General features: G+C 51.6%; 2 protein-coding genes. Both read left to right on the top strand.

Features of this window, described 5'->3' with window-relative positions; genetic code table 11:
- Positions 1 to 97: 97 nt before the first annotated feature.
- Positions 98 to 9,541, top strand: a complete 9,444-nt coding sequence (locus P6910_RS09100; RefSeq protein WP_317145956.1) for a hypothetical protein — start codon at positions 98 to 100, stop codon at positions 9,539 to 9,541.
- Between the two features lie 1,821 nt (positions 9,542 to 11,362).
- Complete coding sequence (locus tag P6910_RS09095) at positions 11,363 to 19,627, top strand: hypothetical protein (protein WP_317145955.1); 8,265 nt, start codon at positions 11,363 to 11,365, stop codon at positions 19,625 to 19,627.
- The last annotated feature ends 1,509 nt before the right edge of the window (positions 19,628 to 21,136 follow it).

Raw genomic sequence — 21,136 nt, 5'->3', positions numbered from 1 at the left:
GGTTTTTAAGCATTTAGACGCCTCTGGCCACGCCGGTGAAAAGACAGGTATCACAACCCTTCTGAAAATCATGTAGTTCAATCTATCAGGTGTTATCATGCCAACCATACCCAAGAAGATTCATTTTGCTATTGTCGGTCCTGCTGAAAGTTGGGAGTCTATTTGTCTGAAAGCATGGGCCTTGGCGAACAAGAACCATGCTATCTATGTATGGGCTCCCAAAGCCTTGATATACAAAAGAATTCTATATTTGTTGCTGTATTCTGAGAGAATACAACAAACGATTGAAACAGATTATCCCCCTGATATTGCATGGTTGAGGCGTAGTATCTGGCAAAAAATCGATGCTTTTATGGGTGAAAACGATGACATAGAAAAATTGGATATAATGAAAGCCGATTTTTCAGACAGTGTAAAGAGGTTGTTTACCACCCAATGGAATAAAACCAACGATGTGTTAAATCAAATTCGAAAAACCATTGGCATGTCTAATGTCAAAGAAGATACTTCTGATTTTGAACGACAACACAGTGAATATATCAAGTACGCCTTAAGCCTTAAAAAACCTGTGATAGCCGAAAGAGCTGTAGGGATTTCTCGTCAACAATCTGAAGGAGGGGTATATGTTGATAGAGGACTGCTACCGGCACTGGAGACTGGGCCCTTTGAAAAAAGCGGCATCTCGAGCAAGCCTACATCGGGAAGGGAAGTGGACAGTAGTGAGAGAGAGCAGCTAGAAAGAGCTAAGGTACGTGCTGTTTTGGAAGATATGTTTGAACGTAAACTTATTCCTGATCCTGACCGTTATTTCAAGATAGACGATATAAACCTGTCACAAGAACAATTAAATCGAATTAAAAGTGTCGTAGAAGAAAACTTTCCTGGCAAACTATTTCTTTCACTGAGTGATCGTATAACAGACAGAGTTAGTGACAATAAAATATTTTTCGGTAGAACTTTAATTGCTCAAGACAAGATTAAAGCCGGACTCCACGATGATTCAATCACACCAATGATGTTGGAAGCTTTCCCAAATAACCCACTGATCAACAAAGTACTTGAAGAAACCATATTCTTCCACAGCATTTTAGAAAAATTCAAAAACAATGAAACAAGCAAAGAAAGACGCATAACGGAGATAATCAAGTCTCTGAATGAATTCAATAAACATAGAGATCCTGCCTACAACGAAGAAATCTATAGCATTGCAACCATGTTAGCGGAGCTTTCATATAATAACGGGGATCTTGACCACCGGATTCTCGCTAAACTAGGTTATGACGCTTTTAAAAGATTAGAAAGAACCGTTTCCGGGGGAAAGCCTATAATCTCTCAAATTAAGAGCTTCTCAGAGGAAAACCCCTTCTATAGCATGAACTCTTATGGCACTGATTCTGACCTGCCAGACTCAGCGCTTAGGCGACCATACGACAAGTTCATAATGATTAATATACCCGGATTTAAGGACAATGGAGAGTCTGCGAGGCAGAGTTATGAAAAACATATCAGGTATCGCACTCCAAAAGGCAAGAGCGTCTTGTATGACGTTGTTTATTCTGATCGAAGTAAATCACTAGAAATTAATACAATTTTAGGAACACCATTCAAAAATATCGGCGAAGACACTAAAGTCTTTATTACTGGAAGTCTTGATTTCTCTGCTACCGAGTCGAGTGAGATTAATTCCACTAACTCCCTGCTCTTAGTGAGAAAGCTATCATCAATTTTAAGGGCAGTGATCCCAGAGAATACCACCGTACAAAACATAGCATTCTCTTTTGATAACTCTGCACAAAACATTCCAGGTTCTGAGGGTGTGTTGGGTGCTGACCAGAAAGATTATATTGTACCTGAAGTTCTGAGGGAGTTGGCCAAAGAAGGTATCCGTACAAATTCTGCTGTTGCAGTTCGGGGATACTTATCAGCAGGCATTCCCCGGCAAACTACCGGTGGTGATCCTGACAGGCCGTCAACCTCGAGAGATACGCCCGATCCTGAACTCAACCGTATTGTTTTGTCCCTTAATGAAGACAACACCGTTACATACAAAGCCAAGTTCGGGTTGGCCTCGCTTGACCCTGATAAAGAGTTTTATCCCAGACCCAACATTGACATTCACGAATCCATGTTCGCAGATCAGTTGTTCGAATCCGTAGTCGTTGAGAATTCGCAGGGTTCGACCGATCCCAGACTCGGGAAGGATTCAGTCCAAGCCCTTGTCGAAAAAATGTATGCCGGTGACAGAGACCAGGACGATTCTGCCTCTGCCAGATCCGAAAACAGGTTACCCACTTATGAACCGATTGATAATAGAATAGATGCCAGCAAATTCTCATACTACACAAATTTCCAGGAAGCGATCTATTTTGGATTAGTGCAACAACCGCCGACCGAAAAAGCTGCTTTCGTCCATCCGGATGAAGGAGAAACCACGCGTTTGAGAGAAACACTCAGACTGTTGGGGCAATCTTCCTCGTACACTGACTGGCTTGCGCGCTATAAAAGACGTTTTCCCAACGATCAAATCGATCGGCTTGAGCGGGAGATAGAACACTTCGCGAGTAAAGAAGCAAAGACCAGGGCCTTTGAAAACATCAAAAAACGAGTAGGGAAAGACGCATACCATATTTACAATATCGATATTAAAACGCCGGAAGGTGCCGCCGAAATTAACGCAAAATTCAAAAGGGATTTCGACAACGTGAGTGTTCTCCCGGTCCCGCCACAAGGGGCTTGTGACAGACGTCGAAGATCAGCCGGTACCGGCAGCTGCGATGCTCGCCGCAAAAATCTGGAGTATGCCCTCCGGTTACTTTCCGGCCCCGAAACTCAACTCTTTCTTGGCAACGACAGGGAAAAAATTGATATCGCCCTGCGCGAACCCTCCGACGAAAGTGAGCGTCGGCTGCAGGATTTTTTCACCCGGTTTCGTCGCCTCGAAGGCAAGGACGCATTAGCCCACGTCCGGGACGTGCACTCGGTCATTGCCCTGGACGAGAATTCGTTTACCCGTGCTCAACAGCAGATAAAAGACGAGACCTTGAGTGGCCAGCCCCTGTTGCTGAAAGCTACTCCCTCTGCCGGTTATGTGCTGCTCACACCCGATGGCCGGGTTCAGTCGGCCATCGCCGGGGGAGACGGCAATCGCGTCACCGTCCTCGGTCGGCCAGCCAGACTGATCGCCCATGCTTTGACGACACTGGTCGACTTTACCCCGGACGGCCACATCGCCAGCCTGACCGTCAGCGATCTTGCCAGCAGCAACCAGTCCCGCGGAATCACGGCTCTGAACGGCCTGAAAACCTTTATGACCCAATCGCCCGCCAACGGCAAACCCCTGGTGGGCGAGCTGATTATCGAGCCCAGAAGCCGCAGCCCCCATGTTTTCAAACGACTGGTGAAAGATATCCAGCGCCTGATGCCGAAGGACCGCCCGGCGATTGAAAACCTTGTGCTGCGCTCCCCGGGCACCGGACAACCGGAGTACCGGCTACTTCCCGGCGAAACGACTGTGCTGATGTCACCCCGGCCATCGGATTCAAAAGCCCCCCTCCGCTATTTGCCGCCCAGCCACCTTTCGGTTCCGGTACAGCCCCGGACTAAAGACAGTCTCTCAGGTGTGGCCTCTGAACGAGCCGAATTCAGGCAGCGGCTGCTGGAGTTTGACACTGCCCTGGGGGACATTAAAGCCCGGCACTCACTCCCCGACAGCATGATCCCGCAACTGGATACCCTTCGTCGGGATGGCCGGGGCTGGCGCATAGACTTTATGGAGCCCGATACCCTGGCCCGAAAGAACATCCGGTTTACGTCCGGAGCTTTTGACCGCTTCCGGGGCTTTCTCCAGAGGACGGGTCGTCAAGGCTTGCCATCGCTGGTCAAAGGGAAAAGAACCGCCAACGCCAATATGAACAGGCTGGCGTCTTTTATAGGCCTTTACGACCTGCTAGCCGGGATTTCTCCCGTGGGACACCATTACAGCCAGCCCCCATCCCGAAATATGACGGTCACCGAACGGCAGATTTATATCGGGCGAAAGACGTTTTTTTATACGTCGTTGGCATTACAATTGATTGACATAGCCAATGTCGGACGGCACGGGATCAAGGCCATCACTCCAGTCATCCTGCCGTCAATTCCTTCCGGTCAGAAAGCACCAAAGCTACCCAAGATTTCCTTGCCGGACAAGCTCCCCGCGGGTCTGAAAAAAGTCGGCAGGCTGGGTAAAATAGCCGGTCGTTCTGTACCCTCTCTGCTTCCCAGCGTGCAGGTAGGCAGTCTCAAGGCGGCAAAAATCTTTGACCTGATCCACGCCCAGCTGGACCCCGAAAGCTTCCTGACCAACAACCAGGCCAACAACCAGACCCTCAATGCGTTGACGAGCGGGGATGGCAAAAGCCTCCTGGCCCTGAATATCCAGTCGATCAACCTGGTGAACCAGACCCTGACCTACGGTGGCGGCTATTCATTCCAGACAACCTTCGTCGCCGGAAAAAAAGACGACTGGAAACGCTGTAAGGATCAGCCCTACGTAGAGGGCGCCCCTATAGAGGAATGCGCCAGCGACATCAACCGGATCGAATACTCCCCTGACACCTTTAACCTGATCGGCGACGCCCTGGCAACATTGTGCCGGACGGAGTCGCGTTTAACCGGCTACCAATGCTCAAACGGGGTGTTCCACAACCTGAAGCAGATGACCGGTAAAGAAAATATTTTCATGCCCGCCTTACCTCAGTGGAAGGTCAGACTCCGCTACACTCCCTACCAGCGTTTTGATCCAGGGAGTGCGCCAGACAGCAGTTCTCCCGGTGCACAGTTTCTGGATGCCGTCAGCGACGGCAAGCTGAAACGGTTTTACCAGAAAAAGGTAAAAAGCACCCGGCTCACAAATTGTGAACCCCTTGGCTCTGGTAAATGTAGTATCCGTTACCACTATAAATACCTTATCCAGATGTTCACCCGTACCGACGGTTTGGAGTACCGTAAGTCAACCAGCAGCCTGTATCTCGATGACAAAGATCACACCCTCGTCTTTCGCCGGGTCTCAGGCAAATTCGAAATGCTGCTGGATTATGACCTGTACAGCCCTGAAGGGAGTCCTAAAGGGGCCAAAAACACCAACGTCCTGATATCCAACGGTTTCCACGTTATCCGCATTCACCCCCGCGAGACGGCCTCTACCTGGGTGTTGAACCACGACGGCCCGCTCCCCTACGCCTGCATTACCGAGCGGGATGACCAGATACAAAACTGTCAGTCCTGGCTGAGTCAGACCAGGAACCCAACCTGGGACATCAGGCTGGGTCAGGCTCTTTTCCGGTTTCCTGTACCGGGGCCATCCTCCTCGTATCAAGTAATGGCCCAGGATCCCAACGCACTGTTTGAATGGCGGCCGGAAGGCAAAGTGATCCACCGATTGCACGACACTGGAACACTGAATGACAGGTCGTCAAGGTCGTCAAAACTGCAAAGAATCATGAGCCGTTACACCGCGGCCAGCCGGTTCCTGCCGCTGGAGCTGAAAGACTGTGACGCCTCACCCCGGGTCCTTGCACGCTGTATGGCCCGGGCGCCGAACTGGTGGCTCAAGTCGTCACGCAAAATACCGTACCCGTTCTGGGTGCAACACCAGAAGGACTGTGAACGTGAGGCCGATGAGTATCGCAAAAAACCCTACCGCTGCTTCCCCGGCAAGCTGGGACTGGCCAGGGCGGACTGGGATAAGTTAGACCGGATCCGACTTTCGTACGATACCTTCAACAGTCAGGAAATCCGGTTCATTGCTGCCGATGCCCAGGTGCAACCCGTCCAGGGGAACCCGGCTATCGGCTACTATTTTTTTGACTCCGCCAACGGCAAGGTGTTACTCCAGAATAAGGAGGCACTGACCCGGGAAATCAGGCACTTCGGTGAGTTGAATGCCGATTTGTTTGTGTTTGGCCGCCATATCTCAAAGGTAATGCCGAACAAAGATGAGTCACAATTGCTGGTGTTTGATCCTCCCTATTATTACCTGTTGACGGCCAGCCCGTCCGGTCAGCTGACTCACCAGGTGATTGCGGCAGAAACCCTGGATGGCCAGCTCAGCGTCCCTCCTATCCCACCTGCAGCGGCATCCGACACAACGACATACGACCAGGATCTTATTTCCCTGCGGGTCGTCGATAATTACGTCAAACGTCGTATCCTTAGGGCCGGTTTTTATGACGGTGCCAACCAAAACCATATTGCTTTCGTGAGCAGCTTTCTGGATGGCGGCCAGGCGATCAATAAAGACGACGGAAGATTTTTAAGAAAACTCAGTGAACCTGTCCAGAGGGCACTGCGCGAGGATCACCTGCCGGTGCGTAAGGTGGTATGGGGTCAGGGTGTTTTCTACATTTTGTTCAGCGAGCACTCCGGCAACCTGTATTACACCACCGGCGTCAATCGCACCAGGCGCACCGGGGACATCCAGCGGCTGAGTTCCGGTTTCCAGGTGATCCGTCCGGCAGGCGAGCGCCGGACCCTGGCACAGATGGCCGCCCACCCCATCTTTACCCGTGTGCAGGCGCACTCCAGCAGCCTCCTGGCCGATACCCTCAGTGGCCACCGGCTGTGGATACCGGACAAGGCCTGGGACAACACCCGGGTGGTCAGCGAAAACCTGTCGCTGGAGTCGGAATCCTTTGAGCACTGGCAGGTCGAGGACACCGGACAGACCATCGCCAAGTCAAACGATACGCTGAGTGTGCGCCAGTTCACCGCTCAGTCCGGCGTGGTGATGGACAGCATGAACCTGGGCCAGATAGTCAACCAGGTCTTTGCCAAATTGCCCCAGATGCACTCCGGCAGAACCTGGACCGCTGCCAGTGCCCGGCTTTTCATCGGTGCGCTTAAGAAACAGTTGCGTACCCTGGTAACAGAGGCCCGTAAGCAGTTCTCGGCAACGGTGGGGCTGGTACCGCTGAAACCGATCACCGCGATCCCCCGGCACCGCCTGTTCAGGGCGATCAGGAAACTGGACTTCTGGTACAACCCGGGCAGCGACACCCTGCTGGCGGCCAACACCCGCGACCAGTTTGAGGTCATGGTGAACGACGACGGCCAGCTGCTCGCCCTGTCGGATACCCGTAAAGAGGAGGCTTTCGAGTTTTTCCCCCGCCCTGAACAGGGCGCCAAAGGCCATCCCTTTTGTGGGCAGGCTGCCGCCGTTTCCCTGGCCGGAGTGCCCAGTGAGTTCGATGACCTGCTCTCCGTTCCCTGCCTTTTTACCGTGTCCGGTGGCTTCCGATTGCCAGGCAACTACCAGTGGGACGAAGGGGCCCGGGCGTGGCGCATCGAGACACCGAAGGCCCAATACCTGGGCAACCGGGAGAGTCTGGCCCTGGTCGCGCTGGACCTCAGCCTGATGGGGCCCAGAAACACCTCCGGCAGCCCAGTCTTCTGGACCCGGCAAGATTTTAATCAGGCGATGGAATCTCTGCCAGCGGGCATACGACAGTGGGCCGACATCGGACTGATCGCCCTCACGCTGCGCCCCGGCTATACCCCAACCCAGGTAGCCTGGATGGATTACCGGGGCCGGAGTTCCCGTCAACAGAGACTGTTGTTCGGTTTGCCAGGCAAGGAGCACGGTGTTCAGCGAGTCATTGGCAGCACCCGGAAGCTATCGTTCCCTCAGTCAACGAGCACGGTCGTTTATAACCAGAGCAACCAGATGCTGTACCGGGTCACCCAAAAGGGTTACCAGTCACTGGGCACCTTTGGCAGGGTCGCCGTGATGGCCGAGGGTCTGCTGCTGTCAGGCACTCCAGAGGGCGAGCAGATCAGCCTGAAAGCGTTGCGGCTAGACACTTACTACCGCAACCACCAGGTGGCCTTTGTCCGGAACGGTACCCGACAGCGGTTCGGGGTCATGGTGGAGGGCCAGGGCGGGTCCGACGTGATTGAACTGGATGAGACTGACTTGTCGTTTTTTGCCCGGATCCTCATCCATCCCGGCCTGGCTAAAGAAGATAACACCGATCACGACGGGGCACAGACCCGCATTGAACTGAAGAATGTACCGGCTTTCCCCTTCCTTGCCTGGCGCCGGGGTCAGAACCTGATGCTGTCCGACCGGTTTACCACCGGCGAAGCCAAGATCGAGATTCAACAGGTCTGGGCCAGACAGCACGACCGGTTCCTGCAGCCCACAACCCTGGTGTTCAGTGACCTTGAGCTGTCGTTATCCGATCTGGCGGCACGGGTGATGGACTCTGGCCAGGGAGTCGTCTTGCCACTCACGGTGAGCAGCCTGGTCAGGAACGAGCGCCTCCGATTCATCAACGCCACAGCCAGCAACCCCCTGTACATCCAGCGGGACCGGCCAGTGAAAATCGTCACATACCGGGCGATGGACGGAATTAAACTGACACTGGAGCCCCTGGACCCCACATACGTCAGACGTCAGGTGTTTATTACCAGCACAGGACAGTGGGGCTGGGAGCCGGGCAGTGTTCAGGTAAGCGGACCGGAACCCGGCAGCGGTTACCAGTCATGGCCGTTTGTACCCGCCGTGATCAGCTCGTCCGGCGTGGGCAACGGGACAGCGAGACTCTGGGGCAATAGCCGTAATAACATTCTGTACCTTGGTGCCGACGCCCGACAGTGGTCGCTCCGGGGATGGGGCGGTCATGACCTGCTGTTGCTGGGAGCCTCGGGAAACATCGCGGCACGGCCAGACGTGCTGGCAAACCGGGGTGACCGGTGTGACAACCGGAGGCTGGATACGCCCGGCAACAGCAGCCTGTGGCAAGCCGTCCTCGACTGGACCCGCCCGCTGGCCGGTGGTGTTGGTAATGACGTCTATGACCTGCGGGCGTGCAGGCCGGCCCGCACAATCGACAGCCATGGCAAGCATTATATCCTGCTGTCGTCCGGGTCGAAGGCGGATTTACGACGATTGTCGGGTGATAACAGCACTGCCCTGTTCTTTACCGACCTGACCCCGGAACAGGTGGCGTTCAGCCAGTGTGACCCGCAGGCGCAGAGTAATCTCACCCGCAGCAGCAACCTTACCCGCAGCAACCACTCCCTTCCATTGGGAAGCCAGACCTTCAGGATCATCAATACCCGCAACAACCAGACGCTGGCGCTGGTGAAACCGGACGTGCTGGCCAGCCTGCACTTTAAAGGCGGACAAGTCAGCCTGAACCCCATGGCTGTGATCAACAGGAATGACAGTCAGTCAGCCCTGGACGACAGTGTCGATGGCGACAACGGCGCCCTGGCCTTTCTGAACAAGATCATTGGCAGAGGTCAACGGCTGGTGAATTATCTGTGCAGCCTGGCCGGAGGTAAGAAAAACGACATTGGATCGGATAGTGAGCGGCCAGTAGGAACAAGCCTGAATGATACGGAACTGCACCAGCACTACCAGCGACTGGTGCAGGACCTCAGCGCCCTGTCTGGCAGTCGCATTGGCGAGAGCCCGTCGTTTATCCCATCGGCAAGCCAGGGAATGATGCTAAACCTGACGACTCCGCTAAATTTGACGACGATGGGTAAGGGTTGAGTAAGCAGGCTCATCAAGTCATTGCGATAGACCGGAAGTTTACGTGCAAATTCTGTGAGGAACATGGCAGGGTTCCATACTACACTGCATGTAGCGGTTTTTGCGCATTTAAAGCTCTCTGATCACACCGTTGAAAAGTCAGGTATCACCCCCGTTCGGGAAACCGTATGGCTTAATCTATCAGGTGTCATCATGCTAATATCCAAGAATATTCATTTCAGTATTGTCGGTCCTGTTGAAGGTTGGGAGTTTAGTTTTCTAATAATATGGGCTTGGGTGAACCCGCACTATACACTCCACGTATGGGCGCCCGAACGTTTGATATACCAAAAAATCCTATATTCACTGCTGCTTTCTGAGAAAAAAAAACAAGGCGTTGAACAAAATTCTCCCGTTGATAATGCGCAGAGTAGTATTTGGGAAGAAATTGATAGTTTTCTCGGCGAAAGAGAAAGCATAACAAGTAAGGACATAATGGAATCTGACTTTTCACATAATGTAAAGAGGGCGTTTATCTTCCAATGGAATAAAACCAATAACATGTTAAATAAAATTAGTGTACACATTGCTAAGACTCTAGTTCATAGAACCTCGAGTGATATTGAAAAAGAATATAGTGAATTTATCAGGTACAGTTTAAGCTTCACTGACACTTTAATAACCGAAAGGTTTATAGGATTGTATCATGAGTTCGACCTTGGAGGGGTGTATATTGATAAAGGACTACTACCACAACTGAAAACTGGCCCCCTTCTAAAAAGGGACAGTTCGGGCAACCCTATATCGGGGACAACACTGAGTGGCGAGGAGAAAAAGCAGCTTGACAGAGTTAAGATACGTACTCTTTTAGAGAAAATGTTTGCAGATAAAATTATTTCTGATCCTGGCCCTTATTTTACGACATACGATAAAAACCTGCCGAAAGAACAAGTTAGTTTAATTGCAAGTATCATAGCAGAAAGCACTCTTAGTGATATATTCGATAAACTGCCGGAATATAATCTAAACAGATATACTCAAAATAAAATATTTTTAAGTAACAGAGTAGATTTTGTAGATGACACTGCCTCTGTAGTTCTTGAAAATTCAATCCAGCCACTGATGGTAATATCACGCCAAAGACATCCACTGATCAAACTACAACTTGATGAAACCTGCCTTCTTCATAAAACTGCAAGAAATTTAAAAGAATCAGCAACAAACAAAGTAAGATTCATATCAGAGATAAAAAAGACTATGAATCAATTCTATACAGAAAACAACATTTTTCCCTCCAGCGTTGACATCAATAAAGCTGCAATAATGCTAACTGACCTTTCATATAATGCCGGGGAGGTTGACTACGAGATCATCACCAAATTAGGTTATGACGCTTTTGAAAGATTAAGAAATATCAGATTTAAAAAAATAACTGTAATCGAGTCAATTGATGGATTCTTATCGAACAATCCCTTCTATAACAGGGGTTCTTATGACCTTAGTATTGACGATTTACAAACAGTGCATGAACAATCACAAGAAGAATTAATAATGATTAATTATCCTAAGAGTCAGGACGAAAGAAAATCCACTTTGACAAAGTGTTTTAAACTTTATAACAAGTACCGCACTGAGAACAAAAACAGCAACGTTTTGTACAACATTGTCTATTTGTCTGGAAGGCAAAAGCTTGAAAGAATACAAGGATCACCACCCAAAAATATTGGCAAACACACTAAAGTAATCATAACTGGAAGCCTTTATTTCTTTAATACCGACTTGAATAGATTTTCACTTTTTTACTTACGAAGCTTAGTGGGAAAGCTATCATCGGTTTTAAGGATGGTGATTCCCAAACATACTACTGTAGAAACTATAACATTCTCTTTTGATAACTCTGCACAAGACATTTCAGGTTTTTCGGGTGTATTGGATGCTAGCCAGAAAGATTATGTTATACCTGAAGTTCTGAGAGAGTTGGCTAAAGAGGGTATCCGTGCAGAATCAGCTGTTGCGGTTCGAGGATCTCTGTCAGCAGTCGTTCCTCAGCAAACGACCGATGGCGATTCTGGTAGGCCGTCAACCTTGCAGAATACGCCCTATCCTGAACTCAACCGTATTGTTTTTACCCTGAATGATGACGACACCGTTAAATACAAGTTCACCAGGTTCGAGCTGACCTCCCCTGATGCCGAAAATGAGCTTACTAATACCAGACCCGAAGGTCAACATACCGATACCAGACCCAAAGAAGTCTTGATCAAAGCCATAGTCGAACATAAGTCTATCGAAGCCAGACTCAAAGAGGATTTGATCGAAGTCATAGCCAGAAACAAGCCAATCAGTGAAAGAATCAAAGGAAATTTGATCGAAACCATAGTATTTCATGAGTCTATCGATGAAATTCTCAAAAATGCTTTGGTCGAAGCCATAGCCAAACATAAGTTCGACCATGACGGACTCGAAGTAGGTAGTTCGATCGAAGGTCAGTCTGACTCTAACATACCGGAAGATCAGGTGCGCAAGCCCGCAGACGACTACGGTCCTGAAGATCCCAGAAGAGATGCTCGACAATACTCGTTATACGCAGATTTTAAAAACGCGCTCTTACATGGATTAGTGGAGCAACCGGCGACTGAAAAAGTTGCTTTCGTTAATCCGGACAAGAGAGAAACTAATCGTTTGGAAGACGCACTCCGCCTTGTGCTGCTATCTCCCTCGTACAAGGAATGGCTTGCTCGCTATGCAAGTCTTTACACCGAGTCTAACGAAATCGACCTGCTTGCGCGGGTAATGAGCGACTTCCAGAGTGAAGAAGCAAAGAACAGGGCCTTCGAAAACCTCAAAAGACGGACACAGGCAAGGGCATACGATATCTTCCCTCTCGATCATACAAAGACAGAGGATGTCGCCACGCTTAACGCACTATTCAAAAATGATTTCAACAACATCAGTGTTTTCAAAAACCTGCCACCGGGGCCTTGTAACAGACGTCGAAGATCAGCCAATACAGGCAGCTGCGATGCTCGCCGCAAAAATCTGGAGTATGCCCTCCGGTTACTTTCCGGCCCCGAAACTCAACTCTTTCTTGGCAACGACAGGGAAAAAATTGATATCGCCCTGCGCGAACCCTCCAACGAAAGTGAGCGTCGGCTGCAGAATTTTTTCACCCGGTATCGTCGCCTCGAAGGCAAGGACGCATTAGCCCACGTCCGGGGCGTGCACTCGATCATTGCCCTGGACGAGGATTCGTTTACCCGTGCTCAACAGCAGATAAAAGACGGGACCCTGAGTGGCCAGCCCCTGTTGCTGAAAGCCACTCCCTCTGCCGGTTATGTGTTTCTCACACCCGATGGCCGGGTTCAGTCGGCCATCGCCGGGGGAGACGGCAACCGCGTCACCATTCTCGGTCGGCCAGCCAGACTGATCGCCCATGCTTTGGCGACACTGGTCTACTTTACCCCGGACGGCCACATCGCCAGCCTGACCGTCAGCGATCTTGCCAGCAGCAACCAGTCCCGCGGAATCACAGCTCTGAACGGCCTGAAAACCTTTATGACCCAATCGCCCGCCAACGGCAAACCCCTGGTGGGCGAGCTGATTATCGAGCCCAGAAGCCGCAGCCCCCAGGTTTTCAAACGACTGGTGAAAGATATCCAGCACCTGATGCCGAAGGACCGCCCGGCGATTGAAAACCTTGTGCTGCGCTCCCCGGGCTCCGGACGACCGGATTACCGGCTGCTTCCCGGCGAAACGACGGTGCTGGTGTCACCCCGGCCATCGGATTCAAAAGCCCCCCTCCGCTATTTGCCGCCCAGCCACCTTTCGGTTCCGGTGCCGCCCCGGACTAAAGACAGTCTCTCAGGTGTGGCCTCTGAACGGGCCGAATTCAGGCAGCGGCTGCTGGAGTTAGACACCGCCCTGGGGGACATTAAAGCCCGGCACTCACTCCCCGACAGCATGATCCCGCAACTGGATACCCTCCGTCGGGATGGCCGTGGCTGGCGCATGGACTTTATGGAACCCGATACCCTGGCCCGAAAAAACATCCGGTTTACGTCCGGAGCTTTTGACCGCTTCCGGGGCTTTCTCCAGGGGACGGGTCGTCAAGGCTTGCCATCGCTGGTCAAAGGGAAAAGAACCGCCAACGCCAATATGAACAGGCTCGCGTCTTTTATAGGCCTTTACGACCTGATAGCCGGGATTTCTCCCGTGGGACACCATTACAGCCAGCCCCCATCCCAGAATATGACGGTCACCGAGCGGCAAATTTATATCGGGCGAAAGACGTTTTTTTATACGTCGTTGGCATTACAATTGATTGACATAGCCAATGTCGGACGGCACGGGATCAAGGCCATCACTCCAGTCATCCTGCCGTCAATTCCTTCCGGTCAGAAAGCACCAAAACTACCCAAGATTTCTGTGCCGGGCAAGCTCCCCGTGGGTCTGAAAAAAGTCGGCAGGCTGGGTAAAACAGCCGGTCGTTTTGTACCCTTTCTGCTTCCCAGCGTGCAGGTAGGCAGTCTCACCCTGACCATCATTGAATATGAGAACGAAGAGGATCCGGAAGTTAAGAAACTCATGGAATCCAGGGTGATCTTTGAGTCGGTGGATACGGCTATCTCCATCGGGTTAGTGCTTGTCAATCCAGTCTTGGGGATCGTGCTTGGTGGGATCATGCACCATATCAGGACGGTTTTTAATCTCGATTACGAGAGCCGGGCAGAGAAGCTGGCCTTTAAAAAATTACGGGACGCCTCGGGTAAGGCGGCAAAAATCTTTGACCTGATCCACGCCCAGCTGGACCCCGAAAGCTTCCTGACCAACAACCAGGCCAACAACCAGACCCTCAATGCGTTGACGAACGGGGATGGCAAAAGCCTCCTGGCCCTGAATATCCAGTCAATCAACCTGGTGAACCAGACCCTGACCTACGGTGGCGGCTATTCATTCCAGACAACCTTCGTCGCCGGAAAAAAAGACGACTGGAAACGCTGTAAGGATGAGCCCTATGTAGAGGCCGGCCTTATACAGGATTGCGCCACCGACATTAACAGGATCGAGTACGCCTCGGGTCTCTTTAACCTGATTGACGATGCCCTGGCGACATTGTGCCGGACGGAGTCGCGTTTAACCGGCTACCAATGCTCAAACGGGGTGTTCCACAACCTGAGGCAGATGACCGGTAAAAAAAACATTTTCATGCCCGCCTTACCTCAGTGGAAGGTCAGGCTCCGCTACACTCCCTACGATCGTTTTCCCCGAGGGAGTGCGCCAGACAGCAGTTCTCCCGGTGCACAGCTTCTGGATGCCGTCAGCGACAGCAAGCTGAAACGGTTTTACCAGAAAAAGGTAATAAGCACCCGGATCAAATACTGTGGAGCCCGTGGCTTTGATGAATGTAGCACCCGTTACCACTATAAATACCTTATCCAGATGTTCACTCATACCGACGGTTTGGAGTACCGTCAGTCAACCAGCAGCCTGTATCTCGATGACAAGGATCACATCGTCGTTTTTCGTGAGGTCTCAGACGAATTTTCCAAACTGCTGGATTATGACCTGTATAGGCCTAAAGGGGATAAAACCTGCATCCTGATGTCAGACGGAGCTCATTACATTCGCGTCCACCCCGGGCAGACGGCCTCTACCTGGGTGTTGAACTACGACGGTCAGGTTCCCTATGCCTGTATTACCGAGCAGGCTGACCAGGAACATCGCTGCTGGTCCTCGCAGAACTATTTCGGGGACCGAATCCGGCACATCATGCTGGGTGAGACCCGTTTCGAGTTTCCTGAACCGAGGCCATCCTCTCCGTATAAAGTGGTGGCCGAAGATGCCAACGCACAGTTTGAGTGGCAGTCGGACGGCAAAGTGATTCATCGCTTATACGACACTGGATCACTGAATGACGGGCTATCAGGGGCGTCGAAACTGAACCGAATCATGAGCCGCTACACCGCGGCCAGCCAGTTCCTGCCGCTGGAGATGAAAGACTGCGACGCCTCAACCCGGGTCCGTAGACGCTGTATGGCCAGAGCGCCGGAGCAGTGGCGAACAGTCTGGTTGGCTGTCAAAAAACCAAACCGGTGGGCGATGAAAGGTGCCTCTGACCCGTTACCCGTGAGACCTGATCGGCTCTCGCGGGTCGAGCAGAACCCGGCCTGGCTGCAACACAAGCAGGACTGTGACCGACAGGTCAATGAGTATCTCAAGAAACCTTACCGCTGCTTCCCTGGCAAGCTGGGACTGGCCGAAGCGGACTGGGATCAATTAGACCGGGTCCGGCTTTGGTACGATACCCTTAACCGTCAGAAAATCCGGTTCATTGCTGACAATGCCCAGCTGCAACCGGCCCAGGTGCAACCCGTCCAGGGGAACCCGGCTATCGGCTACTATTTTTTTGACTCCGCCAATGGCAAGGTGTTATTCCAGAATAAGGAGTTACTGACCCGGGAAATCTGGCACTTTGGTGAGTTGAATGCCAGCTCGTTTGGCCGCCATGTCTCAAAGATAATGCCGAACAAAGATGAGTCACAATTGCTGGTATTTGATGTCCCCTATTATTACCTGTTGACGGCCAGCCCGTCCGGTCAGCTGACTCACCGGGCGATTGCGGCAGAAACCCTGGATGGCCAGCTCAGCGTCCCTCCTGTGCCACCTGTAGCGGCGTCCGGCACAACGACATCCGACACAACGACATCCGACCATGGACTGATTCCCATGCGGGATGTCGATGACTACGACAAACGTCGTATCCTTAGGGCCGGTTTTTATGACGATGCCACCCAAACCCATATTGCTTTCCTGAACAGTCTGATGGATGGCGACGTGCCGAACAATAAAAACGACGGAAGCGGCTTATGGACGATCAATGAGCGTGTCCGAAAGGCTCTGGACGAAGAGCACCTGCCGGTCCACAAGGTGGTGCGGGAGAGTGTTCACTTCATTTTGTTCAGCAAGCACTCCGGCAACCTGTATTACCTTAGCACTGACGTGAATCGCCCCGGGGGCGTCCAGCGGCTGAACTCCGGTTTCCAGTTGATCCGCCCGGCAGGCGAGAAGCGAGCGCTGGCAAAGGCAAAGATGGCCAGCACCGGCGTCTTCAGGCATGTGCAGGCGCACTCCGGCAGCCTCCTGGTCGATACCAACGGTGACTACCGGCTGTGGATACCGGACAAGGCCTGGGACAACACCCGGGTGGTCAGTGAAAACCTGTCGGTGGAGTCAGGACCCTTTGAGAACTGGCAGGTCGAAGCCACCGGGCAGATCGTCGCCAAGTCGAACGATACCCTGAGTGTGCACCAGTTCACCCCCCAATCTGGCGTGGTGATGGACAGCCTGAACCTGGGCCGGGTAGTCAACCTGATCTTCGCCAAACTGACCATTGAACACCCCGGCAGAACCACCTGGACCATCGCCAGTGCCCGTTTTTTCATCCGTGAGCTGAAGAAACTGCTGCGGGACCGGGTGAAAGGGGCCCGGGAGGCATTCTCGGCCACGGTGGGGCTGGTGCCGCTGAGACCCATCAGCGCGATCATCGACCACCCCCTGTTCAGCGCGATCAGGAAACTGGACTTCTGGTACAACCCGGGCAGCGACACCCTGCTGGCGGCCAACACCCGCGACCAGTTTGAGGTCATGGTGAACGACGACGGACAGCTACTCGCCTTGTCGAATACCCACAAAAAGGAGGCTTTCGAGTTTTTCCCCCGCCCTGAACAGCACGCCATAGGCCATGCCTTTTGTGGGAACGCTTTCAGCTTTCCGCTGAACGGAGTGCCCGCTGAGTTCGATGCCCTGCTCTCCGTTCCCTGCCTTTTTACCGTGTCCGGTGGCTTCCGATTGCCAGGCAACTACCAGTGGGACGAAGGGGCCCGGGCGTGGCGCATCGAGACACCGAAGGCCCAATACCTGGGCAGCCGGGAGAGTCTGGCCCTGGTGAGCCTGGACCTCAGCCGGGTGAGGCCCGGGAAAACCTCCGGCAGCCGACTCTCCCGGGCCCTGCAAAATTTCTACTGGGCCATGAGAACCCTGCCATTGGGTGTTCGGTCGCGGATCGACGCCGGACTGATCGCCCTCAGGCTACACCCCAGCTATGCCCCAACCCGGACAGCCTGGGTAGATTACCGGGGCCGGTATTCCGGGCAACAGAGGCTGTTTTTCGGCCTGCCTGACAAGGAGCACGGTGTTCAGCAACTGATTGGCCAAATCACGGGCGCCGATAAAAAGAGTTCCTGGTTTCTTCGGTCAAAGGCTGCGGTCGTTTATAGTCCAGACAAACAGATACTTTACCGGGTCACCTCCGGGGGTTACCAGTCCCTGGGAACCTTTAACAGGGTCGCCGTGATGGCCGAGGGTCTGCTGCTGTCAGGAACCCCCCGAGCCGAAACGATCAAACTGAAAGGGTTGCGGCTGGACACTTACTACCGCAACCACCAGGTGGCCTTTGTCCGGAACGGTACCCGACAGCGGTTCGGGGTCGTGGTGGAGGGCCAGGGCGGGACCGACGTGATTGAACTGGATGAGACTGACTTGTCGTTTTTTGCCCGGATCCTCATCCATCCCGGCCTGGCTGAAAACGACACCGCCGATCACGACAGGGCACAGACCCGCATTGTGCTGAATGCACCGGCCTTCCTCTTCAATGCCAGGCGCTGGGGTCAGAGCCTGATGCTGAAAAACCGGTTTACCCGCAACGGCGCCGAGATCGAGATTCAACAGGTCTGGGCCAGACAGCACGACCGGTTCCTGCAGCCCACAACCCTGGTGTTCAGTGACCTTGAGCTGTCGTTATCCGATCTGGCGGCACGGGTGGTGGACTCTGGCCAGGGCGTCGTCTTGCCACTCACGGTGAGCAGCCTCGCCAGCAAGGAACGCCTCCGATTCATCAACGCCACAGCCAGCAACCCCCTGTACATCCAGCGGGACCGGCCAGTGAAAATCGTCACATACCGGGCGATGGACGGGATTAAACTGACACTGGAGCCCCTGGACCCCACATACGTCAGACGTCAGGTGTTTATTACCAGCACAGGACAGTGGGGCTGGGAGCCGGGCAGTGTTCAGGTAAGCGGACCGGAACCCGGCAGCGGTTACCAGTCATGGCCGTTTGTACCCGCCGTGATCAGCTCGTCCGGCGTGGGAAACGGGACAGCGAGACTCTGGGGCAATAGCCGCAATAACATTCTGTACCTTGGCGCCGATGCCCGACAGTGGTCGCTCCGGGGATGGGGCGGTCATGACCTGCTGTTGCTGGGAGCCTCGGGAAACATCGCCCCACGACCAGAAGTGTTGGCGAACAGGGGCGACCGGTGTGACAACCGAAAACTGGATACGCCCGGCAACAGCAGCCTGTGGCAAGCCATCCTCGACTGGACCCGCCCGCTGGCCGGTGGTGTTGGTAATGACGTCTATGACCTGCGGGCGTGCAGGCCGGCCCGCACAATCGACAGCCATGGCAAGCATTATATCCTGCTGTCGTCCGGGTCTAAGGCTGATTTACGACGCTTGTCGGGTGATAACAGCACAGCCCTGTTCTTTACCGACCTGACCCCGGAACAGGTGGCGTTCAGCCAGTGTGACCCGCAGGCGCAGAGCAACCTTACCCGCAGCAACCACTCTCTTCCATTGCAGAGCCAGATTCTCAGGATCATCAATACCGGCACAAACCAGACGCTGGCGCTAGTGAAACCGGACGTGCTGGCCAGCCTGCACTTTAAAGGCGGACAAGTCAGCCTGAACCCCATGACGGTGATCAACAGAAACGATAGTGCGTTGGCCCTGGACGACAGTGTCGATGGCGACAACGGCGCCCTGGCCTTTCTGAACAAGATCATTGGCAGAGGTCAACGGCTGGTGAATTACCTGTGCAGCCTGGCCGGGGTTAAGAAAAACGACATTGGATCGGATAGTGCGCGGCCAGGAAGAACAAGCCTGAATGATACGGAACTGTACCAGCACTACCAGCGACTGGTGCAGGACCTCAGCGCCCTGACTGGCAGTCGCAGTGGCGAGAGCCCGTTGTTTGTGCCATCGACAAGCCAGGGGTTGATGCAGAACCTGACAACTCCGCAACCTTTGACAACGATGGGTCTGAACTGATCCCGTGAGGTATTATCATGCCATCCATACCCAAGAATATTCATACTAGTATCGTCGGTCGTATTAAAGGCTGGGAGTTTATTTGCCTGACAATATGGGCCAAGGTGAACCCTGACCATACAATCCATGTATGGGCTCCCGAAAATTTGGCATACCAAGGCATTTTATATTCACTGCTGTTTGCTGAGAAAAATAAAAAAACTACTGAAAAAGATTATCCCGCTGGCATTTCACAGTTGAGAAACAGCATCTGGAACGAAATTGATAGTTTTATAGGAGAAAACAATAACATAAGAAATTTGGATATCATGAAATCTGATTTTTCAGATAATTTAAAGAGAGATTTTCTCACCGCATGGTATGAAACCAATACTTTGATAAGGAAAATTAAAAAACACATTGGTAATTCTGTCGTTCATGATAACCTGGGTAGTTTTGAAGAAACAAACAAAGAATATATCAGGTACACTTTGAGCCTTACTGATAGCTTGATAACCGAAAGATTTGTAGGTCTGTATCATGAATTAGGGCTTGGAGGGGTATATGTTGATAAAGGACTACTACCAGAACTGGACATCGACACACTTATAAAAAGGATGTTTCCAACCAACTATATATGGAATAGACCAATAGCTGATGAAAAGAAAAATAAAATCGAAAAAGCTATAACAGCTGCTCTTTTAGAAAAAATATTTTCAGATAAATTGATTCCAAATCCTGAACCTTATTTTACGACATACGATAATGATCTTCCGCAAGAAGATTTCAGTCTAATTAAAAGCATCGTAGCAGAAAGCACTATTAGTGATATATACCGCAGACTAGAGGAACATGACCTAAAGAGGGGTACTATTAATAAAATATTTTTAAGTAGTGAAGTAAAGTCTGAAAATGAAATCCAGCCACTGATGGTAGCATCTCGCTCAAAACATAGATTAATGGTGATACTACTTGATGAAATCCGTTTTATTCATAAGACCATAGAAGATTTAGAAAAAACACCAATAAGAAAACAAGAACTCACAGCAAAGATAAGGAATACTATGCATCAATTTTATGAAGAAAATGAAGTGACCGTCAACGATAATGTCATCGATAAAGTCGCAGCAATTGCAACTAAACTTTCAGATAATAATAGGGAGGCTGATTACCACCTTATTGCTGAATTAATTTATGACGGTTTTGAAAGATTAAAAAGCAATGGAGTATCTCGCAAAACTATAATTATTCCAGCTGGTAATTTCTTATCGATTAATTCCTTCCATAACGAGAAATCTCCTAAACTTATTTTTCACCATCCAGAAAGAAGACTATACGATAAATTAATAATGATTTATTTTTCTAAGAGTTTCACTTTTACAGTGACTTCTTCAGGAGAGGATATTGAACTTTATTCTAGGTACCGCACTAAAAAAGAAAATAGAGTTTTGTACCACATTGTTGATATTAGTTCAGAAATAAGAAAACTTTATAGAGTAGACGGAACAGCGTTCACAAACATTGGCGTGG

Origin of the sequence: Endozoicomonas sp. 8E (assembly GCF_032883915.1) — a bacterium.
Lineage (GTDB): Bacteria > Pseudomonadota > Gammaproteobacteria > Pseudomonadales > Endozoicomonadaceae > Endozoicomonas_A.
The sequence above is the reverse complement of the archived record's forward strand: the minus strand, read 5'-3'. Positions and strand labels throughout refer to the sequence as shown.